Annotated in this window: 22 protein-coding genes and 1 pseudogene; 7 read left to right on the top strand and 16 right to left on the bottom strand. The window is 74.8% G+C overall.

Going from position 1 to position 22,087, the window contains the following annotated elements; translation table 11 throughout:
* Positions 1-53: 53 nt before the first annotated feature.
* The 4 genes from ABD363_RS26535 to ABD363_RS26520 form a co-directional block, all read right to left on the bottom strand.
* Complete coding sequence (locus ABD363_RS26535) at positions 54-950, bottom strand: hypothetical protein (RefSeq protein ID WP_344607916.1); 897 nt, start codon at positions 948-950, stop codon at positions 54-56.
* Positions 947-1,513: a SigE family RNA polymerase sigma factor gene (locus tag ABD363_RS26530; protein WP_344607915.1), complete on the bottom strand. Its 567-nt coding sequence runs from the start codon at positions 1,511-1,513 to the stop codon at positions 947-949. Before ABD363_RS26530 ends, ABD363_RS26535 begins: the two co-directional genes overlap by 4 nt.
* 410 nt (positions 1,514-1,923) lie before the next feature.
* Positions 1,924-2,061 (bottom strand): hypothetical protein, encoded by a 138-nt coding sequence (locus tag ABD363_RS26525; RefSeq protein ID WP_344607964.1) that lies wholly within the window; start codon positions 2,059-2,061, stop codon positions 1,924-1,926.
* A gap of 105 nt (positions 2,062-2,166) precedes the next feature.
* Complete coding sequence (locus ABD363_RS26520) at positions 2,167-2,940, bottom strand: IclR family transcriptional regulator (protein ID WP_344607913.1); 774 nt, start codon at positions 2,938-2,940, stop codon at positions 2,167-2,169.
* Between the two features lie 152 nt (positions 2,941-3,092).
* On the opposite strand from ABD363_RS26520, the gene ABD363_RS26515 reads away from it, so the two are divergent.
* The 3 genes from ABD363_RS26515 to ABD363_RS26505 all read left to right on the top strand — a co-directional run bounded on the left by ABD363_RS26515 (position 3,093) and on the right by ABD363_RS26505 (position 6,688).
* Complete coding sequence (locus tag ABD363_RS26515; protein WP_344607911.1) at positions 3,093-4,622, top strand: aldehyde dehydrogenase (NADP(+)); 1,530 nt, start codon at positions 3,093-3,095, stop codon at positions 4,620-4,622.
* A gap of 204 nt (positions 4,623-4,826) precedes the next feature.
* Positions 4,827-5,540 (top strand): DsbA family oxidoreductase, encoded by a 714-nt coding sequence (locus ABD363_RS26510; protein WP_344607909.1) that lies wholly within the window; start codon positions 4,827-4,829, stop codon positions 5,538-5,540.
* A gap of 95 nt (positions 5,541-5,635) precedes the next feature.
* The gene (locus tag ABD363_RS26505; protein ID WP_344607907.1) at positions 5,636-6,688 is read left to right on the top strand and encodes an aminotransferase class V-fold PLP-dependent enzyme; all 1,053 of its coding nucleotides are present in this window, start codon (positions 5,636-5,638) and stop codon (positions 6,686-6,688) included.
* 90 nt (positions 6,689-6,778) lie between these two features.
* Here the strand turns inward: ABD363_RS26505 and ABD363_RS32710 are convergent.
* The 6 genes and pseudogenes from ABD363_RS32710 to ABD363_RS26470 all read right to left on the bottom strand — a co-directional run bounded on the left by ABD363_RS32710 (position 6,779) and on the right by ABD363_RS26470 (position 11,815).
* Positions 6,779-7,328: pseudogene (locus ABD363_RS32710) on the bottom strand (hypothetical protein).
* Between the two features lie 5 nt (positions 7,329-7,333).
* Positions 7,334-7,738 carry an ectoine synthase gene (locus tag ABD363_RS26490; protein WP_344607905.1) on the bottom strand — a complete coding sequence of 135 codons (405 nt, stop codon included), beginning with the start codon at positions 7,736-7,738 and terminating at the stop codon, positions 7,334-7,336.
* Between the two features lie 133 nt (positions 7,739-7,871).
* Positions 7,872-9,143, bottom strand: a complete 1,272-nt coding sequence (ectB, locus tag ABD363_RS26485) for a diaminobutyrate--2-oxoglutarate transaminase (RefSeq protein WP_344607903.1) — start codon at positions 9,141-9,143, stop codon at positions 7,872-7,874.
* Between the two features lie 92 nt (positions 9,144-9,235).
* Positions 9,236-9,754 carry a diaminobutyrate acetyltransferase gene (gene ectA, locus ABD363_RS26480; RefSeq protein ID WP_344607901.1) on the bottom strand — a complete coding sequence of 173 codons (519 nt, stop codon included), beginning with the start codon at positions 9,752-9,754 and terminating at the stop codon, positions 9,236-9,238.
* Positions 9,755-10,084: 330 nt separating this feature from the next.
* Complete coding sequence (locus tag ABD363_RS26475; RefSeq protein ID WP_344607899.1) at positions 10,085-10,612, bottom strand: DinB family protein; 528 nt, start codon at positions 10,610-10,612, stop codon at positions 10,085-10,087.
* Positions 10,613-10,714: 102 nt separating this feature from the next.
* The gene (locus ABD363_RS26470) at positions 10,715-11,815 is read right to left on the bottom strand and encodes a pyridoxal-phosphate-dependent aminotransferase family protein (RefSeq protein ID WP_344607897.1); all 1,101 of its coding nucleotides are present in this window, start codon (positions 11,813-11,815) and stop codon (positions 10,715-10,717) included.
* Between the two features lie 214 nt (positions 11,816-12,029).
* Between ABD363_RS26470 and ABD363_RS26465 the strand changes: the two genes are divergently transcribed.
* From ABD363_RS26465 to ABD363_RS26450, 4 genes are read left to right on the top strand one after another with little or no spacing between them, the layout of a single operon-like run.
* On the top strand, positions 12,030-12,872 hold the full coding sequence (locus ABD363_RS26465; RefSeq protein WP_344607895.1) for a transporter substrate-binding domain-containing protein: 843 nt from the start codon (positions 12,030-12,032) through the stop codon (positions 12,870-12,872).
* Positions 12,869-13,702 carry an amino acid ABC transporter permease gene (locus ABD363_RS26460; RefSeq protein WP_344607893.1) on the top strand — a complete coding sequence of 278 codons (834 nt, stop codon included), beginning with the start codon at positions 12,869-12,871 and terminating at the stop codon, positions 13,700-13,702. The genes ABD363_RS26465 and ABD363_RS26460 overlap by 4 nt, the downstream gene beginning before the upstream one ends.
* A complete protein-coding gene (locus ABD363_RS26455; RefSeq protein ID WP_344607891.1) occupies positions 13,699-14,520 on the top strand; it encodes an amino acid ABC transporter ATP-binding protein in 822 nt (273 codons plus the stop codon). The genes ABD363_RS26460 and ABD363_RS26455 overlap by 4 nt, the downstream gene beginning before the upstream one ends.
* Before the next feature lie 10 nt (positions 14,521-14,530).
* Positions 14,531-15,616 (top strand): amidohydrolase family protein, encoded by a 1,086-nt coding sequence (locus ABD363_RS26450; RefSeq protein ID WP_344607889.1) that lies wholly within the window; start codon positions 14,531-14,533, stop codon positions 15,614-15,616.
* 64 nt (positions 15,617-15,680) lie between these two features.
* On the opposite strand, the gene cobC is transcribed toward ABD363_RS26450, so the two are convergent.
* Genes cobC through cobM form a run of 6 tightly spaced genes read right to left on the bottom strand, consistent with a single transcriptional unit; the run spans position 15,681 to position 22,031 of the window.
* The gene (gene cobC, locus ABD363_RS26445; RefSeq protein ID WP_344607887.1) at positions 15,681-16,781 is read right to left on the bottom strand and encodes an Rv2231c family histidinol phosphate aminotransferase CobC; all 1,101 of its coding nucleotides are present in this window, start codon (positions 16,779-16,781) and stop codon (positions 15,681-15,683) included.
* Positions 16,771-17,703, bottom strand: coding sequence for a sirohydrochlorin chelatase (locus ABD363_RS26440; protein WP_344607961.1), 933 nt, complete (start codon positions 17,701-17,703; stop codon positions 16,771-16,773). The genes cobC and ABD363_RS26440 overlap by 11 nt, the downstream gene beginning before the upstream one ends.
* Positions 17,697-18,308, bottom strand: coding sequence for a precorrin-8X methylmutase (locus ABD363_RS26435; protein ID WP_344607885.1), 612 nt, complete (start codon positions 18,306-18,308; stop codon positions 17,697-17,699). Before ABD363_RS26435 ends, ABD363_RS26440 begins: the two co-directional genes overlap by 7 nt.
* On the bottom strand, positions 18,305-19,987 hold the full coding sequence (gene cobJ, locus ABD363_RS26430) for a precorrin-3B C(17)-methyltransferase (RefSeq protein WP_344607883.1): 1,683 nt from the start codon (positions 19,985-19,987) through the stop codon (positions 18,305-18,307). Before cobJ ends, ABD363_RS26435 begins: the two co-directional genes overlap by 4 nt.
* On the bottom strand, positions 19,984-21,216 hold the full coding sequence (gene cbiE / locus ABD363_RS26425; protein ID WP_344607881.1) for a precorrin-6y C5,15-methyltransferase (decarboxylating) subunit CbiE: 1,233 nt from the start codon (positions 21,214-21,216) through the stop codon (positions 19,984-19,986). Before cbiE ends, cobJ begins: the two co-directional genes overlap by 4 nt.
* Positions 21,213-22,031 (bottom strand): precorrin-4 C(11)-methyltransferase, encoded by an 819-nt coding sequence (gene cobM / locus ABD363_RS26420; RefSeq protein WP_344607879.1) that lies wholly within the window; start codon positions 22,029-22,031, stop codon positions 21,213-21,215. The genes cbiE and cobM overlap by 4 nt, the downstream gene beginning before the upstream one ends.
* Positions 22,032-22,087 lie beyond the last annotated feature (56 nt).

The raw sequence follows: 22,087 nt of genomic DNA, 5'->3' as shown, positions 1-22,087 counted from the left end.
CTCCTGGTCGCCGCCCGCGAGGAAAGGGTTGCCGCGTCCGCGGAAAAAATCTTCTACGAGTCCCCGCCGTCCCCGCCGTCCCCGCCGTCCCCGTCGTCCCCGTCGTCCGCGCCGTCGCCGTCCCGGGGCGCGAAGTCGCCGCCCACGGAGAGCTGTCCGGACTCCGCGACGGCCGTCGCGGTGTACCTGTCGTCCTTCGCGTCCCGGCCGCCGCGCTCGTGGTCGTACTGCCCCGCGAACACCCACTCGCCCGCCGGGACCGTACGGCCCTCCTCGAGCACCCAGGTGTAGACGAGGAAGCCGTCCTCCTCGGCGACCGTGAGCGTGAAGTCGTCCTCGGGCAGCGACCGCCAGGCGCCCGTCGAGGACACCCCGCCGGTCTGCGCCACCTTCAACTCGACGGTGAGCGCGGTCAGTCGCTCGCTGGTCTTCAGCGTGACGTTGCTCTGCGCCCAGAACTCGTTGCTGTGCGGGTCCACCGAGCCGTCCGACCACAGCGGGCCGTCCGTCACGCCGGCGGCGGCCGGCGGCGCGGTGGTGGCGGGCGCGGTGGGCGTCTCGGACCGGGAGGGGGCCGTGCTGCCCGGGCCGGACTCCGGCGTGGCGGACGGCGCCGGGTCCACCGGCGGCACGGGGGCGCGGCTCGTCGCGTCCGGCGACGGCGTGGGCGTCGGGGAGACGGCCACCTGCCGCTGCGGGGGAGCCTCGTCCTTCACCGCCGAGGCGACCGCGTAGCCGCCGACCGCGAACACGCCCGCCACCGCGGCCGTCGCGCTCACCACCCGCACCCAGCCGAACACCGGCGGACGCGTCGCCCGGTGGTCCGGGCGGGCCCGACCCGCCATGCCCCGCTCCACCCGGGCCAGGATGCGCGCCCGGTCCGGCTCGTGCGCCGCTGCCGCCTCGTGCAGCCGGGCGCGCAGCTCCTCGTGCACGTCCCGCTGCATCATCGGTTCCTTCCCCGGGTCTCATCGGTACGGGCCATGACGGCATGCACCTTCTGCGTAGCTTTCTGCGTGCCGAGCAGCCGCTGCAGTTCGGCCATTCCCTTCGACGTCTGACTCTTCACGGTACCCACCGAGATGCCCAGGGCGAGCGCGGTGTCCTTCTCCGACAGGTCGAACGCGTGCCGCAGCACCACGCAGGCCCGCTTGCGGAACGGCAGCCTGCGCAGCGCCTCCCGGACGTCGACCACGCCCGCCACGTCCGGGTTCTCGGCCTTCTCCTCGCGCTGCGACCAGAACAGGGTGATCCGCCGGCGCTCGCGCACCGCGCTGCGGATACGGGTCCGGGCCAGGTTGGCGACGACTCCGCGCGCGTACGCCGCCGGATGGTCGGCCGCGCGGACCCGGTCCCAGCGGTGCCAGAGCGCCAGCAGCGCGTCCGCCGCCAGGTCGTCGGCGGTGTCCGGCTCACCCGTCAGCAGGTGGGCGAGCCGGGACAGTTCGGCGTAGTGGCGCTCGAAGAAGGCATGGAACTCCACGGAGGCGGCGTCGTCGACGACTGTGCCCACGGGCGACCTCTCCTTGCAACGACAGGTGCGGCACCCGGCGGACGGGCACCTGTGCGTGTCACGTGAATGACAGGGGGATGTTCCGGGGAGACCCCCGGCGAGATGCGGAAGCGTAGCAGTGGCCGACCGCTTGGTTCGCACAGGGCTTCGAACAACGAGGGGCCGCCCGGCCCCGGTTCCGCACTCCCGACAGGACCTGAAACGGCTTCAGCGGGGGAGGGATCCGGCCGTTCCGCGTGCGCCGGTTTCCCCGCCCCGGTGACCGGCGGCCCGTCCGCCCGCGCCCCGCTCCCGGCGTACCGCGCGACCGGCCCGGCCGAGCGGCTGCCCGGCGCGGGCCGACGGGAAGGGCCGCCCCCGGGGGGTTGGGGGCGGCCCGTGGAGTAGGACGGCTCCGCGGCCGCGGAGGTTCAGTCCTCCGGCGCGGCTTTCACCGCGGCCCCGGCCACCGGCGCCGCCGGGCCGTTGCCGCCGACCTCCGAGCGGGCCGCGTCGGGCTGCTCGACGACGCCCGCCACGGCGCCCGCCTCGTACGCCGCCTGCTGCACGTCCGGGTCGATCGTCGTGACCGCGTCGCCCGGGTCCGGCCGCCCGCCGGGGGCGGGCCGGCCGGACGAGCGGGGTGGGGACCGCTGTGCGCGGGCCTTGGCGGGTCAGAGCCTCCGGGTGGCGAGCGTCAGCCGGTCGCGGGCGTCGAACAGGGCGTCCTTCACCATCTGTTCGTGGGCCGGCGTCAGCCGCGCCACCGGCACCGAGCAGCTGATCGCGTCCCGCGCCGGGGTGCGGTAGGGGATCGCCACGCCGAAGCAGCGCAGCCCCAGCGTGTTCTCCTCGCGGTCCACGGCGAAGCCCTGCTCGCGCACCTGGTGCAGCTCCTCGATGAGCTTCTCCCGGTCGGTGATGGTGTTCTCGGTGAGCGCGGGCAGCGTCTCCGGCAGCATCTTGCGCACCTGCTCGTCCGTGTAGGTGCTCAGCAGCGCCTTGCCGAGGGAGGTCGAGTGCGCGGGCAGCCGGCGGCCGACCCGGGTGAAGGGGCGCAGGTAGTGCTGGGACTGGCGGGTGGCGAGGTAGACGACGTTGGTGCCGTCCAGGCGGGCGAGGTGGATGGTCTCCGTCGTGTCGTCCGAGAGCCGGTCCAGCGTCGGGCGGGCCGCCGCGACCACCTCGTCGCCGTCGATGTACGAGGTGCCCACCAGCAGCGCCCGCACCCCGATGCCGTACCGGGTGCCCGTCGCGTCGGTCTCCACCCAGCCGAGCTCGACGAGGGTGCGCAGCAGCATGTAGAGGCTGGACTTGGGGTAGCCGACGGCCTCCTGGACCGCCGCGAGGGAGTGCATCCCGGGCTTGCCGGCGAAGAACTCCAGCAATTCGACGGTCCGCACCGCGGACTTGACCTGCGCTCCGCCGCCTGTCTCGCCTGCCGACATCGCCCTCGACCCCTTCGTTCGACGAGAAGCTGGAGATATAGTCTCCAGCAGCACGTTCATCATCAGAAACAGTGTTCAGTATATCGAACACGCCTGGTGGACGACCTACATCTGCGGCAACGCATGCGGCAATCAATGTGGAGGAACCCGCGGTGGCAGCAGCACCAGTCTGGAGTGTCGACCCCCGTACCGGGAAGCAGCGTGAACAGGTCGCGGTGGAGGCCACGGCCCAGGAGGTGGACGCCGCGGTCCGGGACGCGCACGCCGCCCGGGGCGCCCTCGCCGACCGCACCGTCCGCGCGGCCTTCCTGCGCTCCTGCGCCGACGAGCTGGACGCGGCCAAGGACGGGCTCGTGGAGACCGCCGACGCCGAGACCGCGCTCGGCCCGGTCCGGCTGACCGGCGAGCTCGCCCGCACCTGCTACCAGCTGCGGGCCTTCGCCGACATCGTCGACGAGGGGGCCTTCCTCGACGTCGTCATCAACCACCCCGACGACACCGCGACCCCGCCCGTCCCCGACCTGCGCCGCTACAAGGTCCCCCTGGGCGTCGTCGCCGTCTACTCGGCCTCCAACTTCCCCTTCGCCTTCTCCGTCGCCGGCGGCGACACCGCGAGCGCGTTCGCGGCCGGCTGCCCGGTCGTCGTCAAGGCCCACCCCGACCATCCGGCCCTGTCCGAGCTGGTCGCCAAGGTGCTGCGCCGGGCCGCCGCCCGGCACGACATCCCCGAGGGCGTGCTCGGCCTGGTCCACGGCTTCGAGGCGGGCATCGAACTGATCAAGCACCCGCTGATCGCCGCGGCCGGCTTCACGGGGTCGGTGCGCGGCGGACGCGCGCTGTTCGACGCGGCGGCCGCGCGTCCCGTGCCGATCCCGTTCCACGGCGAGCTGGGCTCCCTGAACCCCGTCGTCGTCACCGAGGCCGCGGCCGCCGAGCGCGCCGAGGCGATCGGCACCGGTCTCGCCGGGTCGATGACGCTGGGCGTCGGGCAGTTCTGCGTGAAGCCGGGCCTGGTGCTGGCGCCGTCCGGGGAGGCCGGCGACCGCCTGGTGAAGTCGCTGACGGAGGCGGTCAGCGACACCGACGCGGGCGTCCTGCTCGACCACCGCATGCGGGACAACTTCGTCGCCGGGGTCGCCGAGCGCGCCCAGCTGCCGGACGTGGAGTCGCCGGTGACGCCGGGCGCGGGCGGGGAGCACACGGTCAGCGCCGGGTTCCTGACGGTGCCGGCGAGCCGGCTGGCCGAGGAGGGCGAGCACGACCTGCTCCTGGAGGAGTGCTTCGGGCCGGTCACCGTGGTGGCCCGCTACGAGGACGAGACCGAGGTCGAGGCCGTCCTGTCCCGGCTCCCCGGCAACCTCACCGCCACCGTGCACCTGTCGGAGCAGGAGGCGGCGGGCGAGGGCCGCGGCGCGCAGCTGCTGCAGGAGCTGACGCCGCTGGCCGGGCGGGTGCTGGTGAACGGCTGGCCGACGGGGGTCGCGGTCGCCCCGGCCCAGCACCACGGCGGCCCCTACCCGGCGACCACCTCGACGTCCACCTCGGTGGGCGGCACGGCGATCGAGCGGTGGCTGCGGCCGGTCGTGTACCAGAACGCGCCGGAGGCGCTGCTGCCGCCGGAGCTGCGGGACGACAACCCGCTGGGGCTGCCGCGGCGGTTCAACGGGCGGCTGGAGCGCTGATTCGCCACCGGGACGCGGCGCGGGGGAACGGAAGAGCCCGGAGCGCGGACGCGCCCTCCCGGACTTCCGTCCCCCCGCGCCCGGCCGCGGCCCGGGCGACCGGCCGGAAGCCCCGCCGGGGAATGAACGTACCTGTTTGAACGTTCACGTACTCACTCGCGGAGACCGCCTCCGCCCCGGTACGACCTGGAGAGACCCGAGACCATGCGCGTCGAGATCTGGAGCGACATCGCCTGCCCCTGGTGCTACGTGGGCAAGGCCCGCTTCGAGAGGGCGCTGCGGGACTTCCCGCACCGCGACCGGGTCGAGGTGGTGCACCGCTCCTTCGAACTCGACCCGGGCCGCGCCAAGGGCGACGTCGAACCGGTGATCACCATGCTCACCCGGAAGTACGGCATGAGCGAGGAGCAGGCCCGGGCCGGCGAGGACCGCCTCGGCGCGCAGGCCGCCGCCGAGGGGCTGGAGTACCGCACCCGCGGCCGGGACCACGGCAGCACCTTCGACATGCACCGCCTGCTGCACCTGGCCAAGGAACGGGGCAGGCAGGAGGCGCTGCTGGACCTGCTGTACCGGGCGAACTTCGCCGAGGAGCGCTCCGTCTTCGGCGACGACGAGCGGCTGGTGGAGCTGGCCGTCGCCGCCGGCCTCGACGCGGACGAGGCCCGCGCGGTGCTGGCCGACCCGGCCGCGTACGCGGACGAGGTGCGCGCCGACGAGCGCGAGGCCGCCGGACTCGGCGCGCGGGGCGTGCCGTTCTTCGTCCTCGACCGCGCCTACGGCGTCTCCGGCGCCCAGCCCGTCGAGGTCTTCGCGCAGGCGCTGGCCCGGGCGTGGGGCGAGCGCTCGCCGCTGGAGCCGGTCCCGGGCGGTGACGCCGACGTGTGCGGCCCCGACGGGTGCGCGGTGCCGGGGCACTGAGGAACCCCGGTCCGGGCGGACGCATGAGCGTTCCCCGACGAGACGCGCGGCGACGCGCGGTGGACCCGGGGTCCGCCAGGGCCCACAGTGGTCCCATGGAGACCTTCGAGAGCCTGGTCCGCGCCGAATTCGCCCCGGAGAACACCTACCTCAACACCGCGAGCAACGGGCTCCTGCCCGCCCGCGCCGTGACCGCCCTGAACGAGGCCGTGCGGCTCCGGGCCGCGGGCCGCCCGCTGGACTCGCTGTTCGAGGACGTCGAGGCCGCCCGCGCCGCCTTCGCCCGGCTGGCCGGCGTTCCGGTCACCCGGGTGGCGGCCGGCGCCACGGCCGCCGCGTACACCGGGGTGGTCGCCGCCTCCTTGCCCGCGGGCGCCGAAGTCCTCACCGCCGAGAACGACTTCGCCTCCGTGGTGAACGCCTTCCACGTCCGCGGCGACCTCAAGGTGCGCGCCGTGCCGCTGGAGCGGCTCGCCGAGTCCGTCCGCCCGGGCACCGCGCTCGTCGCGGTCAGCGCCGCCCAGTCCGCCGACGGGCGGATCGCCGACCTGCCCGCGCTGCGCGAGGCGGCCCGGGAGCACGGGGCGCGCACCTACGTCGACTTCTCCCAGGCCGCCGGCTGGCTGCCGGTGGAGGCCGACGCGTACGACTACACCGTCTGCGTCTGCTACAAGTGGCTGCTCGGGCCGCACGGAGCCGGCTTCCTCGTCGTGCCGGAGGACTTCGGCGGACTCACCCCGATCCTGGCCGGCTGGGTCGCGGGCGAGAACCCCTGGGACAGCTGCTACGGACCCGTCGCCGAACTCGCCCGCTCCGCGCGGCGGTTCGACCTGTCGCCCGCCCTGTTCACGTACACCGGACTGCGCCACTCCCTCGCCCTGATCGAGGAACTCGGGGTGGACGCCGTGCACGCCCACGACCTCGCCCTCGCCGACCGCTTCCGCGCGGGGCTCGCGGAACTCGGCCACGAGCCGCTGCCCGCGCCCGGTTCGGCGATCGTGTCCGTGCCCGGACTCGGCCACCGGCAGCCCGCGCTGAGCGAGGCCGGCATCGAGCTCTCCGCCCGCGCGGGCAACCTGCGGGCCTCCTTCCACCTGTACAACACCGCCGCGGACGTGGACCGCCTGCTGGACGTCCTCTCCGGGTGACCCGGGCGGGCCTCCGGCCCCGCAGGGGGAGGGCCCGCCCGGTGGTCACCGCGTCGGGCGCTCGCGGTCACCGCCGCGGCGCTCCCGCGGTCACTCCACCGGTGCGGAGTCCCGCGCACCGATGAACTCCGGCCGCCGCGCCGGTGCCGCGAACGGCTCGACGGCCGTGTTCTCCACGCTGTCGAACACGATGAACACGTTGCTGCGCGGGAACGGCGTGATGGTGTCGCCAAAGCCGTGCATGCGGTTGCCGTCGGACCAGGTCGCCGAACCGGCCTTGCCGGCGAACCGCCTGATGCCGTACCGGGAGGCCGTCTCGGTCAGCGCCGCGTCGGACGGCGTGCCCGCGGCCTGCGTCCGCAGCGACTTCCTGTGGTTGTCGACCGAGCGCTCGTCGGCCCGGACCGCCGGATCGGTCGTCGGCGCCGCAGCTCCCGCCGGCGGACCTCCGCCTCGTCCTCGGTGATCAGCCGGCCGACGCTGAGGAAGCCGTCGCGCTCGTACGGCAGGAGGGCGGCCGGCGGATCGGCCCCGGCGCGTCGGGCGCGCCCCACAGGACCGGGTCCCGGCGCGGGACGGAGACCTCGGTGGCGCCGCGGCCCGGGCAGAGGCCGACGGTGGCCGTGGGGGTCGCGGTCATGGTGATCAGACCTCCTCGTCCTCGGTGAGCAGCGGGTAGGCGCCGTTCTCGTCGTGGTCCTCCCGGCCGGTCACCGGCGGGTTGAACACGCAGAAGCAGCGGAAGTCCCGCCGGACCCGCAGCGTGTGCCTCTCGTGCCCGTCCAGGAGGTACATGGTGCCGGGGGTGACGGTGTACGTCCGCCCGGTCTCGTGGTCGGTCAGCTCGGCCTCGCCCTCCACGCAGACGACGGCCTCGACGTGGTTCGCGTACCACATCGACGTCTCCGTGCCCGCGTACAGGATCGTCTCGTGCAGGGAGAAGCCCACCCTCTCCTCGGCGAGGACGATGCGTTTGCTCTCCCAGGTCCCGGACGCGGCCCTGACATGCCGGTCGGTGCCCTCGATCTCCTTGAAGGAACGGACGATCACGGTGCTGCGATGCCTCCTCGGTGGTGCCCCCGGCCGGCGCGCGGCCGGCTCGAAGGGGTCGGTGCGGGTGGTCGGTGCGGGTGGGCCGGGCCGGGCGGTTCCGGCGCGGACGGGTGCGGCCGGGCCGGGCGGTTCAGGCGGTCTCGCGGACGGCGCGGGCCAGGATCTCCAGCCCCTCGTCCAGCTCGTCGGGTGTGACGGTGAGCGCCGGGAGCAGCTTGACGACCTCGCCCCCGGGGCCCGACGTCTCGACGAGCAGACCGAGTTCGAAGGCCCGCCGCGCGACCCGCGACGCCCGCCGCCCGTCGTGGAACTCCAGGCCCCACACCAGCCCGCGCCCCCGGTACTCCTTCACGTCGGCGGGGTTCTCCTCGGCGGGGGAGACGAGACCCCGCTCGACCTGCTCGCCGCGCGCGCGGGTCCGCTTCTCCGTCGCCGACCCGTCGGCCCAGTACGCCCGGAGCGCGGCCGTCGCCGTGACGAAGGCCGGGTTGTTGCCGCGGAAGGTGCCGTTGTGCTCGCCGGGCTCCCAGACGTCCAGCTCGGGCTTGAACAGGCACAGCGACATCGGCAGGCCGTAGCCGCTGATCGACTTCGACACGGTGACGACGTCGGGCACGATGCCGGCCTCCTCGAAGGAGAAGAAGGCGCCGGTACGGCCGCACCCCATCTGGATGTCGTCGACGATCAGCAGCATGTCGCGCCGCTCGCACAGCTCGGCGAGTCCGCGCAGCCACTCGGGCCGGGCGACGTTGACGCCGCCCTCGCCCTGCACGGTCTCCACGATCACGGCCGCCGGGCGGTCGAGCCCCGAGCCCTGGTCCTCCAGCAGCCGCTCGAACCACAGGAAGTCGGGCACCCGGCCGTCCAGGTAGCGGTCGAACGGCATGGGCGTGCCGTGCACCAGCGGGATGCCGGCGCCGGCCCGCTTGAAGGCGTTGCCGGTCACGGCGAGCGAGCCCAGCGACATGCCGTGGAAGGCGTTGGTGAAGGACACGACGGCCTCGCGCCCCTTCACCTTCCGCGCCAGCTTCAGCGCGGACTCCACGGCGTTGGTGCCGGTCGGGCCCGGGAACATGACCTTGTACGGCAGGTCGCGCGGGCGCAGGACCAGGTCCCGGAACGCCTCCAGGAAGGCGCGCTTGGCCGTGGTCGACATGTCGAGCCCGTGCGTGACGCCGTCCCGCTCCAGGTAGTCGAGCAACGCCCGTTTCAGGACCGGGTTGTTGTGCCCGTAGTTGAGCGATCCCGCGCCGGCGAAGAAGTCCAGGTACTCGTGGCCGTCCTCGTCGTACATACGGCTGCCGTGCGCGCGGTCGAAGACGGTGGGCCAGCCGCGGCAGTAGCTGCGCACCTCGGACTCCAGGGTCTCGAAGACGCTCAGGTCGGGCCGGGTGAGGGTCACGGCGGATCGCTCCTCGGTGCGTGGGAGAGCAAGGGGGTCGGACGGGGGCCGGACCGGCGAATCGTTCCGGCAGGAAGGCGGGAGGGGCGGGGTCACGGGGAGAGGGGGCCGATGCGGTAGAGGACCTCGGGGGCGTGCGGCCCGTCCGGGAACAGGCCCGTGCCGAACAGCACCTCGCGCTCCAGCCGGGCGCCGTGGCGCTCGGCGAACGACGTGAACAGGCGCTCGGAGGCGGTGTTGCCCGGCGTGACGGTGGTCTCCACGGCGATCGGCCCGTGCTGCGCGGCGGTGCGGGCGGCCACCCCGTCGAGCAGCGCGGCGGCGAGCCCGCGCCCGCGGTGGGCCTCGTCCACCGCCACCTGCCAGACGAGCAGGGTGCCGGGGCGGTCCGGCCGCAGGTAGCCGGTCAGGAAGCCGACCGGTTCCCCGCGTTCGTCGCGCACCACGGCCGACGTGGCGGCGAAGTCCCGGCACCACAGCAGATAGCTGTAGGACGAGTTCAGGTCGAGGACCTTCGAGTCCCGGGCCATCCGCCACAACGCGGGTCCGTCCGCCACCGTCGGACGGTCGATTCGCAGGGCTGCTTGCGGTTCTGCTTGCGCGGCAGTCATGCGAATTGAACTTACCCAGGGAAATGCGAGATCGCATCGCCGTGCGGGGTTACGCGCAGGGGTTTTCTGTGTTATCGCGCGGGTGCGGGGTCCCGCGTGAAGGGGCGGCTTTATGCCCTGATTTGTCCGGCAGATACCGGACAAAACGTCAGTCCTGTGTAATGGATCACACGCGCACGGCCCTCACGGGATCTGCGCGGAACGCCCCCGGCGGTGTTCGCGGAATCTTCGCGTTTGACTTCCGGAGGGGGCGGGCAGGAGAAAACGGGGAGCTGCCCTGGAAAAATTCCTGAATTCACACCCCCGGAATTCCCGGAAAGCGCGCCGAATTCAGGCCCCGGTCGTTCCGTCGATGGACTCCCGCAGGAGGTCGGCGTGACCGTTGTGCCGCGCGTACTCCTCGATCACGTGGATGAGCACCCAGCGCACGCTGACCTCCACCCCGGCCATCGGCCCGCCGACGATCCGCACGGCGTCGTCCGGCGACCGCCCGGCGCACAGCTGCCGCCCCCGCGCGATCTCCCGCCGCCAGACCGCCAGCACCTCGTCGAGTCCCCGCGCGGGATCCAGGACGTACCCGGTCTCCTCCTCGAAGACCGGCGGCACGTCGAGCCCGCCGACCACCCGCTGGAACCAGTTCCGCTCGATCTCGGCGAGATGCTGCACCAGCCCGAGCAGGGTCAGCGACGACGGCGTGACGGGCGCGAGCCGCACCTGCGCGTCGTCCAGCCCGGCGCACTTCAACTCCAGGGTGGCGCGGTGGAAGTCGAGCCAGCCCTCCAGCGTCGGGCGCTCGTCGCCGATGAGGAGGGGGACGGGGCGGCCGTCGGGGAGCGCCGGGGCGCTGTCATCGGTCATGCGGGAAGCATCCCACGACGGGGCCGCTCCGCGCCGCCGGCCGCGGGGTGTTCCGGGCCGCCCGAAGGCCGCGGGACGGGGCCCCGCCCGTCCGCCCGGCGCTTACCGCCAGGCTTCCTCGGCGGCCCGCAGCGCCCCGTCCACGTCCACCTCCCGCCCCTGCTCGGCGAGTGCCGCGCCCAGCGCCGCCAGGCAGCCGCGCACCACGTCCGGCGTGGCGTCCGGCCCGTAGTGGTTGACCCGGATCATCTCCTTGGCCAGCGCGCCCCCGCCGGCGGCCAGCGGCAGCGCCGGACCGGCCGCCAGGGCCCGGGCCACCAGGTCCGACGCCGCGACCCCCGACGGCGCCCGCAGCGTGGTGGCGACCGGCGCCGCCTCCCGCGCCTCGTGCACGTACGGCTCCAGCCCCCCGCCCAGCGCCGACGCGCCCGCCCGGGTCGCCGCGGCGGCACGGGCGTGCCGGGCCATCACCGCGTCCAGCCCGTCGGCCTCGATCCGCTCCAGGCACGCCTCCAGCGCCAGCATCTCCAGCTGCGCCGGCGCGTGCAGCAGCGTCGTGCGCCCGCCGTCGATCCACCGCTCCTTCCAGTCCAGCAGGGAGAGGTACGACCGTCGCGGCGCCCGCGGGTTGGCCGCCATCCGCGCCCACGCCCGCTCGCTCACCGACACCGCCGACACCCCGGCGGGCCCGCCCATCGCCTTCTGCGCCCCGATCACGCACAGGTCCACGCCCCACGCGTCCGGCAGCACCGGCTCGGCGGCGACGGAGGCGACCGCGTCCAGGTAGAACAGCGCGCCCCGCTCGCGCACCACCTCGCCGATCTCCGCGACCGGGTTGGTGTTCCCGGTGGCCGCCTCCGCGTGCACCAGGGACACGAAGTCGATCTCCGGGTGCTCGACGAAGGCCTGCCGGACCTGCTCGGCGGTCACGGCCGTGTGGAAGGGGACGGCGAGGTCGTGCACCGTCGCCCCGCAGTCCCGCAGCCAGTCGCCGAAGGTCTGCCCGTAGGGGCCGGTGACGACGTTCAGCGCGGTCGTCCCGGGGCCCGCCGTCCCGCGGATCGCGCCCTCCAGCGGCAGCAGCGCCTCACCCTGCATGATCACGACGTCCTGCTTGGTGCCGAGCAGGCGTGCCACGCGCTCCTCGATCGACGCGAAACGCTCGGCGCTCAGCGGGGGCAGGTCCAGGAGGGGGTGGGTCACGGCGGTGCTCTCCTCGCTCGCGGGGCGGCCGGCAGATGAAGGCTCACGGACGAAAACGAGGGTAACCGGACTTCCGCGGTCCTCTCCGGCCGGTGCTCCCGCGGCCCGGCCGGCGACATTCTCAGGCCGGACCGCCCCACAGTCATCACTTTGATTTGAGAGCCTCAAAGCTCTCCTTATAATCGAAGCCACAGTTTTCCCACAGGAGGCCCACGTGAAGACGCACCCCGGGCGCCGGACCCGCATCCTGGCCGCCATCACCGCGACGGCCGGGCTGGTGCTCGTGGCCGCCTGCACCTCCAGCGGCGACGGCGGCGGCACGAAGACCGCCGCCGGCGGCGTCGAGCTGGTCAAGGACGGTCGGCTCACCACCTGCACCCACCTGCCGTACCCGCCCTTCCAGTCGGAGATCGACGGCAAGGTGCAGGGCTTCGACGTGGCCCTGATCGACCTGGTCGCCGAGGACCTGGGCGTCCGGCAGGAGATCCTCGACACGCCGTTCGAGAACTTCAAGACCGGCGCGTTCCTCAACTCCGGCGAGTGCGACCTGGCCGCGGCCGGCATGACCATCACCGAGGAGCGGAAGAAGAACGTCGACTTCTCCGACCCCTACTTCAACGCCACCCAGGCCGTGCTGGTCGGCAAGAAGAGCGGCGTCGGCTCGTTCACCGACCTCGAGGGCCGCAAGGTCGGCGCGCAGGCGCAGACCACCGGCGAGGACTACGCCAAGAGCAAGGGCCTCGACCCGGTCTCCTTCGAGTCCTCCGACGCGGTCCTCAACGGCCTGCGCACCGGCCAGGTGGAGGCCGTCGTCATCGACTACCCGGTCGTCCAGGGCTGGCTGAAGGACAAGGCCAACGCCGACGCCTTCCGGGTCGCCGACAACGTCGACACCGGCGAGCAGTACGGCTTCACGGTGAAGAAGGGCAACACCGAACTGCGCGAGGCCATCGACAAGGCGCTCGCGGACGCCAAGGCCGACGGCACGTACAAGAAGCTGTACGAGCAGTGGATCGGGCCGTACGACGAGTCCGCCGCGTCGCCCGCCGCCTCATGACCGACCCGAAGAGCGCGCTCCAGCCGAAACGCAAGGGCCTGACGCGGCGCCAGAAGCGCGGCGTCTCGCGCGGCATCCAGTACGCCGTCTTCGTCGCCGCCGTGGCCGCCCTCGCGGTCACGGCCGACTGGGGACGGCTGCGCAACCAGTTCGCGCAGGAGGACATCGCCGGGCGGATGTTCCCGGACGTCATCACGCTGGCGCTGAAGAACACCGTGCTCTACACCGTGACCGGCTTCGCCGTCGGGCTGGCCCTCGGCATGGTGATCGCGCTGATGCGGCTGTCGTCCGTGGGCCCCTACCGCTGGCTCGCCGGGATCTACATCGAGATCTTCCGCGGCCTGCCCGCCCTGCTGATCTTCATCTTCATCGGCGTGGCCGTGCCGCTGGCCTTCCCCGGCACCGAGATCGTCGGCGGCACCTACGGCAAGGTCGCCCTCGCGCTCGGCCTGGTGGCCGCCGCGTACATGGCGGAAACGATCCGCGCGGGCATCCAGGCGGTGCCCAAGGGGCAGATGGAGGCGGCCCGTTCGCTGGGCTTCTCGCCCGCGCGGGCGATGGTCTCGATCATCATCCCGCAGGCGTTCCGGATCATCCTGCCGCCGCTCACCAACGAACTGGTCCTGCTCTTCAAGGACTCCTCGCTGGTGCTGTTCCTCGGCGTCACCCTGGAGGAGCGCGAGCTGTCCAAGTACGGCCGCGACCTCGCCAGCCAGACCGCCAACTCCACGCCGATCCTGGTCGCCGGCCTGTGCTACCTGCTGGTCACCATCCCGCTCGGCTTCGTCGTACGCCGCATGGAGGCGAAGGCCCAGGAGGCCGTGAAATGAGCCGACCCCAGCCCCCGGGGACCCCGGAGATCGCGGTGCGCGGCCTGCGCAAGTCGTTCGGCGCCAACGAGGTGCTGCGCGGCATCGACCTGGAGATCGGCCGGGGCGAGGTCGTCTGCGTCATCGGACCGTCCGGCTCCGGCAAGTCGACCCTGCTGCGCTGCGTGAACCTGCTGGAGGAGCCCACCGCGGGCCGGGTCTTCGTCGGCGGCACCGAACTGACCGACCCGGACGTCGACATCGACGCCGTGCGCCGCCGGATCGGCATGGTCTTCCAGCAGTTCAACCTGTTCCCGCACCTGACGGTGACCGAGAACCTCACGCTGCCGCAGCGCCGGGTGCTCGGGCGGAACAAGACGACGGCCGCGCAGGTGGCCGCCGAGAACCTGCGGCGGGTGGGCCTGGCCGAGAAGGCGGACGCCTACCCCGCCTCCCTCTCCGGCGGTCAGCAGCAGCGCGTCGCCATCGCCCGCGCCCTCGCCATGGGCCCCGAGGTGATGCTGTTCGACGAGCCGACCTCGGCGCTCGACCCCGAACTCGTCGGGGACGTGCTGGCCGTGATGCGCAAGCTGGCGGACGAGGGCATGACGATGATGGTCGTCACCCACGAGATGACCTTCGCCCGCGAGGTCGCCGACCGGGTCGTCTTCATGGACGGCGGCGTGATCGTCGAGGACGGCGCCCCCGAGCGGGTCATCGGCGACCCCCGGCACGAACGCACCCGGCACTTCCTCTCCCGCCTCCTCGACCCCGCCATGGCCGAGGTGGAGGAGGAGACCTCGGACCAGGTGGGCGGAGGCGGGCCGGTCCCCGGCTAGGGTGCCGTGCATGAGCGAGGTGCTGCACGTGAAGGGGCGGGTGCTCGTCGGCCCCGACGACGTCTGCGACGAGCTGTGGGTCATCGACGGCCGGATCTCCCACGACCGCCCCGCCGGGGCCCGGGACGTCCGCACCGTCGAGGGCTGGGCGCTGCCCGGCCTCGTCGACGCGCACTGCCACGTCGGCCTGGACCAGCACGGCGCGGTGCCCGAGGACGTGGCCGAGAAGCAGGCGCTGACCGAGCGTGACGCGGGCGCGCTGCTGCTCCGCGACGCCGGATCGCCCTCGGACACCCGCTGGATCGACGACCGCCGGGACCTCCCGAAGGTCATCCGGGCCGGCCGGCACATCGCCCGCACCCGCCGCTACATCCGCAACTACGCCTGGGAGATCGAACCGGACGAACTCGTCGCGTACGTCGCCCGGGAGGCCCGGCGCGGCGACGGCTGGGTCAAGCTGGTCGGCGACTGGATCGACCGCGGCCTCGGCGACCTGGCGGCCTGCTGGCCGCGCGAGGCGGCCGAGGCGGCGATCGGCGAGGCGCACCGCCTGGGAGCACGCGTCACCGCCCACTGCTTCTCGGAGGACTCCCTCCAGGACCTGGTGGAGGCGGGCATCGACTGCGTCGAGCACGCCACGGGCCTGACGGAGGAGCTGATCCCGCTCTTCGCCGCGCGCGGCGTCGCCATCGTCCCCACCCTCGTCAACATCGCGACCTTCCCCCGGCTGGCCGACGGCGGCGAGGCCAGGTTCCCCCGCTGGGCGGCCCACATGCGCCGGCTCCACGAGCGCCGCTACGACACGGTGCGCAACGCCTACGACGCCGGCGTCCCGGTCTACGTCGGCACCGACGCCGGCGGCTCCCTCCCGCACGGCCTGGTGGCGGCCGAGGTCGCCGAACTGGTCACGGCCGGGATCCCGCCGGTCCAGGCGCTGTCGGCGGCGGCCTGGGCGGCCCGCGACTGGCTCGGCCGCCCCGGCCTGGACGAGGGGGCGGCCGCGGACCTCGTGGTGTACGAGCAGGACCCGCGCGCCGACGTGCGGGTGCTGGCGGCGCCGCTGCGGGTGGTGCTGAACGGCCGGGTGGTGGGCTGAGCCGGCCCGGCCGCCCGGCGCGCGTCCCGCCGGCCCCGCCCCGGGGCGGGGCCGGCCCCGGGGCTCATCGCGCCGCCGGTGACACCGCCCGCTCCAGCGCCGTGAGGAACCCGTCCACCGTCCGCCGGTCCCGTACCGCCAGGCGCAGCCACCGTTCGTCCAGGCCGGGGAAGGTGTCCCCGCGGCGGACGGCGAAGCCGAGGCCGCGCAGGCGGTGCCGGACGGCGGCGGCCCCGGGGAGACGCACCAGCACGAACGGACCCTCGGCGGGCCGGACGACCCGCAGACCGTGCGGGGCGAACCGGGCCAGCCCGGCGACGAGATGGGCCCGGTCCGCGGCGATGCGGTCGGCGGCGCGGGCCGCCTCCGCCAGCGCGCGCGGGGACACGCACGCCTCGGCCGCCGCGAGCGCGGGCGTGGACACCGGCCACAGCGGCTGCGCCCGCTCCAGTTCCGCGATGGTCTCCGGGGCGGCCAGGACGTAGCCGATCCGCAGGCCCGCCAGCCCCCACGTCTTGGTCAGGCTGCGCAGCACGACGAGGCCGGGCACGTCCGTCCGCCCGGCCAGGGCCTCGCGCTCGCCCGGCACCGCGTCCATGAAGGCCTCGTCCACCACCAGCGTCCGCCCCGGGCGGGCGAGCGAGGCGACCGCGGCGGCCGGGTGCAGCACCGACGTCGGGTTCGTCGGGTTGCCGATCACGACCAGGTCGGCCTCCTCGGGGACGGCCGCCGCGTCCAGCCGGAAGCCGTCCTCCTCCCGCAGCAGCACCCGGCCGACGGTGTGCCCCGCGTCCCGCAGCGCCGCCTCCGGCTCCGTGAACTGCGGGTGCACGACCACCGGCCGGCGGGGCCGCAGGGCGCGCGCCAGCAGCACGAACGCCTCCGCGGCGCCCGCCGTCAGCAGCACCCGGTCCGCCGACAGCCCGTGCCGCGCCGCCACCGCCGCCCGCGCGGCCCGGCCGTCCGGATAGGCCGCGAGGGAGTCCAGCGATCCGGCGACGACCTTCCGCAGCCACGCGGGCGGGGTGTCCGCGCGCACGTTCACGGCCAGGTCGACCAGCGCGGAGCCGTCGTCGCGGACCTCGGCGTCCCCGTGGTGCCGCAGATCGTGCCCGTCCGTGGCGGCGCCCGCCGTGCCGTGCGCGGTGCCGTGCTCAGTGCGCATGGGTGTGCGCGCCGTGGTGGTGATGCCCGTGCCCGTGGTGGTGGTGACCGTCGTCGTCGGGGTGGAAGTGCGGCTGCTGCGGCGCTCCCACCTTGTCCTCGAAGCCGGGCAGCGCGATGCGGTACACGCACGAGTCGCAGTTCATCCGCAGATCGCCCTCGAGGGCCTCCCGGTACCGCTCCATCACCAGGTCCAGCAGCTCCGGCTCCGGCCCGATCACGTCCGCCGACCGCACCTCGGTCTCCGGGTGCGCGGCGGCCCACTCCTCGGCCTGCTGCCGCACCCGGTCCGGCAGGACGCCGGTGAACAGGAAGTAGGGGAGCACGACGATGCGCCGCGCGCCGAGCTTCGCGCACCGGTCCAGGCCGCTGGGCACGTCCGGCGCCGCCAGCGACACGAACGCCGTCTCCACGGCCGCGTAACCGCGCCCCTCCCACAGCAGCCGCGCCGCCTTGAACACCTCCGCGTTGGCGTCCGGGTCGGTCGAGCCGCGCCCGACCAGCAGCACGGTCACGTCGGCCCGGTCCTCCGGGATCCGCGCCGTCGAGCCGAGCGCCTCGTCCAGCCGCCGCTCCAGCACGGACAGCAGCGCCGGGTGCGGGCCCAGCGGGCGGCCGTAGGTGTAGGAGATGCCGGGGTGGCGTTCCTTCTCGCGGGCCAGCGCCGCCGGGATGTCGCCCTTGGCGTGCCCGGCGGACACCAGCATCAGCGGCACGGCGGCGAACCGGCGTACGCCCCGCTCCACCAGCTCGGCGACCGCCTCGCCCAGCGGCGGCGGGGACAGCTCGATGAAGCCGCCCGCGACGGGCAGCTCCGGGTGGCGGCGCCCCAGCTCCCGCACGAAGGCGCGGAACGCCTCGGCTCCGGCGTCGTCGCGGGTGCCGTGGCCGGCGATCAGCAGGGCGGGCGGGGTGGTCACGATGTCTCCTCGGGAAGGGGGTGGTACAGCAGGGCGTTGAGCGCGGCGGCGGCGACCGCCGAGCCGCCCTTCTCGGACACGTTGCTCACGGCGGGCAGCCCGCTGGCGCGCAGCGCCGCCTTGGACTCGGCCGCGCCGACGAAACCGACGGGCAGCCCGATGACGAGCGCGGGGGAGGCGTCCAGGGCCAGCAGCTCCTCCAGGGCGGTCGGCGCGCAGCCGATCACCCACAGCGCGCCCGGGCCGACCTGCTCGTACGCCAGCCGCACGGCGTGCGCCGAACGCGTCAGCCCGGGGCCGGACCGCGCGTCCCTCAGCCGGCAGACGGTCTCGCGCCGGGTGATCCCGGCGGCCACCATCTCCACGTCCACGACGACCGGCGCCCCGGCGTGCAGCGCCGCGTGCGCCGCGGTCAGCTCGCCCTCGTCCATGACGAGGTCGTCCGCGTACTCCAGGTCGGCGGAGGAGTGGACGACCCGCTCCACCACCGCCCGGGTCAGCGGCGGGAAGCGCGAGGTGTCCAGGCGGGCGCGCAGCCGCCGGAAGGACTCCTGCTCGATCGGGTGCACGACGCGGGCCGCCGGATCCACCTGCTTCGCCTGACTCACCGGGTCTCCTCCTGCCAGCGGTAGCCGCGCGGCGTCACCATGCGGCCCGCGATCTCGCGGGTCGCGGTGTTGCCCACCGTCACGACCGTCATCATGTCGACCGTCGCCGCGTCCAGCGCGGCCAGCGTCGTGACCCGGGCGGACTCGTCCGGCCGCGACGCGTTGCGCACCACGCCGACCGGCGTCGCCGGCCCGCGGTGCTCCGCGAGGATCGCCAGGGCCTCGGGCAGCTGCCAGTCCCGGCCGCGGCTGCGCGGGTTGTAGAACGTCACGACCAGGTCCGCCTCGGCCGCCGCCCGCACCCGCCGCTCGATGACCTCCCACGGCGTGTGCAGGTCGGACAGGCTGATCGACACGTGGTCGTGGCCGAGCGGCGCGCCGAGCAGCGCGGCGGCGGCGAGCGCGGCCGTCACCCCCGGCACGCCGACCACGTCGATGTCGTCGGACGCCTCGGCGAGGGCGGGCGAGGCCATGGCGTACACCCCGGCGTCCCCGCTGCCGATCAGGGCGACGGCCTGCCCCTTGCGGGCCTCCGCGACGGCCGTGCGGGCCCGCTCCTCCTCGGCGCCGAGCCCCGACTCCAGCACGCGGGTGCCGGGCCGCAGCAGGTCGCGGATCTGGTCGACGTACTGGTCGAGCCCGACGAGCACGGAGGCGCGCCGCAGTTCGGCCTTCGCGCGGGGCGTGAGCAGGTCCCGCGCGCCGGGGCCGAGCCCGACCACCGCGAGCCGCCCGCGCCCGGGCCGCCGTACGACCGCGCAGGTCGCCATGGCGGGGGAGGCGGCCGACTTCCGCTTGGGGACGAGGAGTTCGCCGCCGCGCAGCAGGGCCGCCGCCTCCGCGACGGACGGGGTGCCGACGGCGGCCAGCGGCGCGTCGGACGGGTTGGGCACCGCCACGCCCGCCAGCTCCTCGGCGGAGTACGTCACCAGGGGCACCCCGAGCCGTTCGGCGGCCCCGACGATGCCCGGCTCGTCGGCCTTGGCGTCGACGGTGGCGAGTTCGGCGACCGACCGCGCCGACAGCCCGGCGTCCCGCAGCGCGTCCTCGACCAGCCCGAGCACCTCCGCCACGGGCGCGCCCCGGGAGGCGCCGACGCCCACGACCAGGGTCGGCGGCCGCAGCAGCACCTCCCGCTCGCCGGGCTCCACCAGCCGGTCCGTCACCCGGATCACGTGGCGCCCCTCGGCGGCGACCGGCAGCGGCGGCAGCGGCCAGGCCACCTCGGCCGCCAGGGCGACCGGCTCGCCGTCGAGCAGCGCCCGCGACACCCCGGCCACGTCGCCCTCCACCGGCAGGCCCAGCGTGTCCAGGCCCGGCAGGCCCGCCGCGTCCGTCGCCGTCGTCACCACCGGTTCGGCGCCCAGCACCTCGCCGACCTCGACGGCGAGCGCGTTGGCCCCGCCGCCGTGCCCGCCCACCAGCGACACGGCGAACCGCCCGCCCTCGTCGACGCACACCACCCCCGGATCGGTCCGCTTGTCCCCGAGCAGCGGGGCGATCAGCCGGACCACCGCCCCGGTGGCCAGGAAGCACACGAGCTGCTCGCACTCGGCGAACGCGGCCCGCACGGCGTCCCCGGCGGGACCCTCGTACACGCGCGTGCGGTCCGGCCAGGCGGCGGCCAGCCGGTCCCGCGCGGCCGCTCCCGCCGCGGTGGCGGAAACGAGACCGATCACTGGACGACTCCTTCGGTACGGGTGCGGGGCCTGGTGCCCCACAGCAGGAAAACGGGATTGGCGGCCGCGAGCCGGGTCACGTCCCCCGGCAGCGGCGCCAGCCGGGACGACTGCAGCAGCACCCCGTCGCAGTCGAACCCGGCGCCGGCCAGGGCCGCGCGGGCCGCGGGCACCCGGTCCAGCGCGGCCAGGGCGACCACCACGGTCCGCCGGGCGCGCCGCGCGCACGCCGCGACGACGGCGGGCAGCTCCGCGCCCCCGCCGCCGACGAACACGGCGTCGGGATCGTCCAGGCCGGCCAGCGCCGCGGGCGCCGTCCCGTGCACCACGTGCACGTCGACGCCGTGCGCGGCGGCGTTGGAGCGGATCCGCCCGACGCCGTCCGGAGCCTTCTCCACCGCGGTGACGGCGGCGCCCAGCCGCGCGCACTCCACGGCCACGGAGCCGGAGCCCGCGCCGACGTCCCAGACCAGGTCGCCGGGGCGGGGCCCGAGCCGGGCCAGCGCCAGGGCCCGCACCTCGAACTTGGTGATCATCGAGTCGCGGTGCGCGAACGCGTCCTCCGCCAGCGCCCACCCGGCGGGGTGCGCGGCCGGCCCGGCGACCGTGCGCGCCGGGCCGAGCGCCCGCGCCTCGTCCAGGCACAGCACCACGCTCACCGCCGCGCCCCAGTCGCGGGCGGCGGCCTCGGCGGGCGTCACCCGCTCCAGGCGCTCCTGCCCGGAGCCGAGCGCGGCGGCGACGACCAGGACGCGGGCGTGGCCGGTGAGCGCGGCCCCGAGCTCCGCCGGGCCCGCCCCCGGCCCGGTCAGCACGGCGACCTTCGGATGGGCCCGGCACACGTTCACCGCGGTGCGCAGCTCCCGCCCGTGCGCGCTGACCACCACGGCGTCGTCCCAGGGCAGCCCGGCGCGGGCGAAGGCGGCGGCGACGGAGGAGACACCCGGGCGGACGTCGAGCCGGTCCGTGCCGAACCGCTCGGCCAGCGCCCGCACGATCCCGAAGAACCCGGGGTCGCCGGAGGCCAGCACGACCACCGGCCGCTCCCTCGCGACGTACTCCGCGACGGTGTCCAGGGCGGGCGCCAGCGCCCCGAGGACGACCCGCTGCGCCCCGGCGGGCAGCCGGACGGCGTCCAGGTGGCGCCGCCCGCCGACGACCAGCTCCGCCCCGGCGAGGACCCTCTCGTCCAGGGGCGCGCCGGTGCCCGTGCCGACGACGGTGATCATGTGCTCGCACCCCGTTCGCGCAGCGCCCTGCGGGCCTCGGGGTCGGCCTTGCGGTAGCCGTGGAAGTGGCCGGGGTGGTACAGGTGCGAGCGGGTGCCGTGCGCGTCGAGGGCCGGACCGACCAGGAACAGCGTGTGCTTCCACAGCTTGTGCTCCTTGACGGTCTCCTCCAGCGTGCCGATCGTGCACCTGACGATCAGCTCCTCCGGCCAGGTCGCCTGGTGGGCGACGACGACCGGGGTGGTCGTGGGGTAGCCGCCCTCCAGCAGCTCCCGCACCAGCTGCCCGCTGCGGGCCGCCGACAGGAAGACCGCCATCGTGGTGCCGTGCCGGGCGAACTCGCGGACCTCCTCCCCGGGCGGCATCGGCGTCTTGCCGCCGCCGAGCCGGGTCAGCACCACGGACTGCGCGACCTCGGGGACGGTCAGCTCCCGCTGGGCCAGGGCGGCGACCGCGGAGAAGGAGGAGACGCCCGGCACGACCTCGGTGGCGATGCCGATCGCGTGGCACCGGTCGAGCTGCTCCTGCGTGCCGCCCCACAGCGCCGGGTCGCCCGAGTGGATGCGGGCCACCTTCAGGCCCTCCCGGTGCGCCCGCTCGTACACGGCCACCACGTCCTCCAGCGGCATCGTCGCCGAGTCGAGGATCTCCGCGTCCGGGCGGGCGTGCTGCAGGACCTCCGCCTGGACCAGGCTGGCCGCCCAGATCACCACGTCGGCGTCGGCGATGGCGCGCGCGGCGCGGAACGTCAGCAGGTCGGCGGCGCCGGGGCCGGCACCGACGAAGGTCACCTTGCCGGCGGGGGCATCGGCCATGGGATTCGGGTCCTCTCGTACGGATGTCACTGCGTGTGCGGATGGAGGGGGCGGAG

Origin of the sequence: Streptomyces glaucus, from assembly GCF_039533365.1 — a bacterium.
GTDB classification, from domain to species: domain Bacteria; phylum Actinomycetota; class Actinomycetes; order Streptomycetales; family Streptomycetaceae; genus Streptomyces; species Streptomyces glaucus.
Note: the sequence above shows the minus strand (reverse complement) of the source record. Positions and strands in the feature narration are given on the sequence as shown.

What these genes read in the sequence shown, in the direction of transcription:
- ABD363_RS26535 (WP_344607916.1), bottom strand. Translation starts at nt 950, where the DNA reads ATGATGCAGCGGGACGTGCACGAGGAGCTGCGCGCCCGGCTGCACGAG.
- ABD363_RS26520 (WP_344607913.1), bottom strand. Translation starts at nt 2,940, where the DNA reads ATGTCGGCAGGCGAGACAGGCGGCGGAGCGCAGGTCAAGTCCGCGGTG.
- ABD363_RS26510 (WP_344607909.1), top strand. Translation starts at nt 4,827, where the DNA reads ATGCGCGTCGAGATCTGGAGCGACATCGCCTGCCCCTGGTGCTACGTG.
- ABD363_RS26505 (WP_344607907.1), top strand. Translation starts at nt 5,636, where the DNA reads ATGGAGACCTTCGAGAGCCTGGTCCGCGCCGAATTCGCCCCGGAGAAC.
- ectA (WP_344607901.1), bottom strand. Translation starts at nt 9,754, where the DNA reads ATGACTGCCGCGCAAGCAGAACCGCAAGCAGCCCTGCGAATCGACCGT.
- ABD363_RS26475 (WP_344607899.1), bottom strand. Translation starts at nt 10,612, where the DNA reads ATGACCGATGACAGCGCCCCGGCGCTCCCCGACGGCCGCCCCGTCCCC.
- ABD363_RS26460 (WP_344607893.1), top strand. Translation starts at nt 12,869, where the DNA reads ATGACCGACCCGAAGAGCGCGCTCCAGCCGAAACGCAAGGGCCTGACG.
- ABD363_RS26455 (WP_344607891.1), top strand. Translation starts at nt 13,699, where the DNA reads ATGAGCCGACCCCAGCCCCCGGGGACCCCGGAGATCGCGGTGCGCGGC.
- ABD363_RS26450 (WP_344607889.1), top strand. Translation starts at nt 14,531, where the DNA reads ATGAGCGAGGTGCTGCACGTGAAGGGGCGGGTGCTCGTCGGCCCCGAC.
- cobC (WP_344607887.1), bottom strand. Translation starts at nt 16,781, where the DNA reads ATGCGCACTGAGCACGGCACCGCGCACGGCACGGCGGGCGCCGCCACG.
- cbiE (WP_344607881.1), bottom strand. Translation starts at nt 21,216, where the DNA reads ATGATCACCGTCGTCGGCACGGGCACCGGCGCGCCCCTGGACGAGAGG.
- cobM (WP_344607879.1), bottom strand. Translation starts at nt 22,031, where the DNA reads ATGGCCGATGCCCCCGCCGGCAAGGTGACCTTCGTCGGTGCCGGCCCC.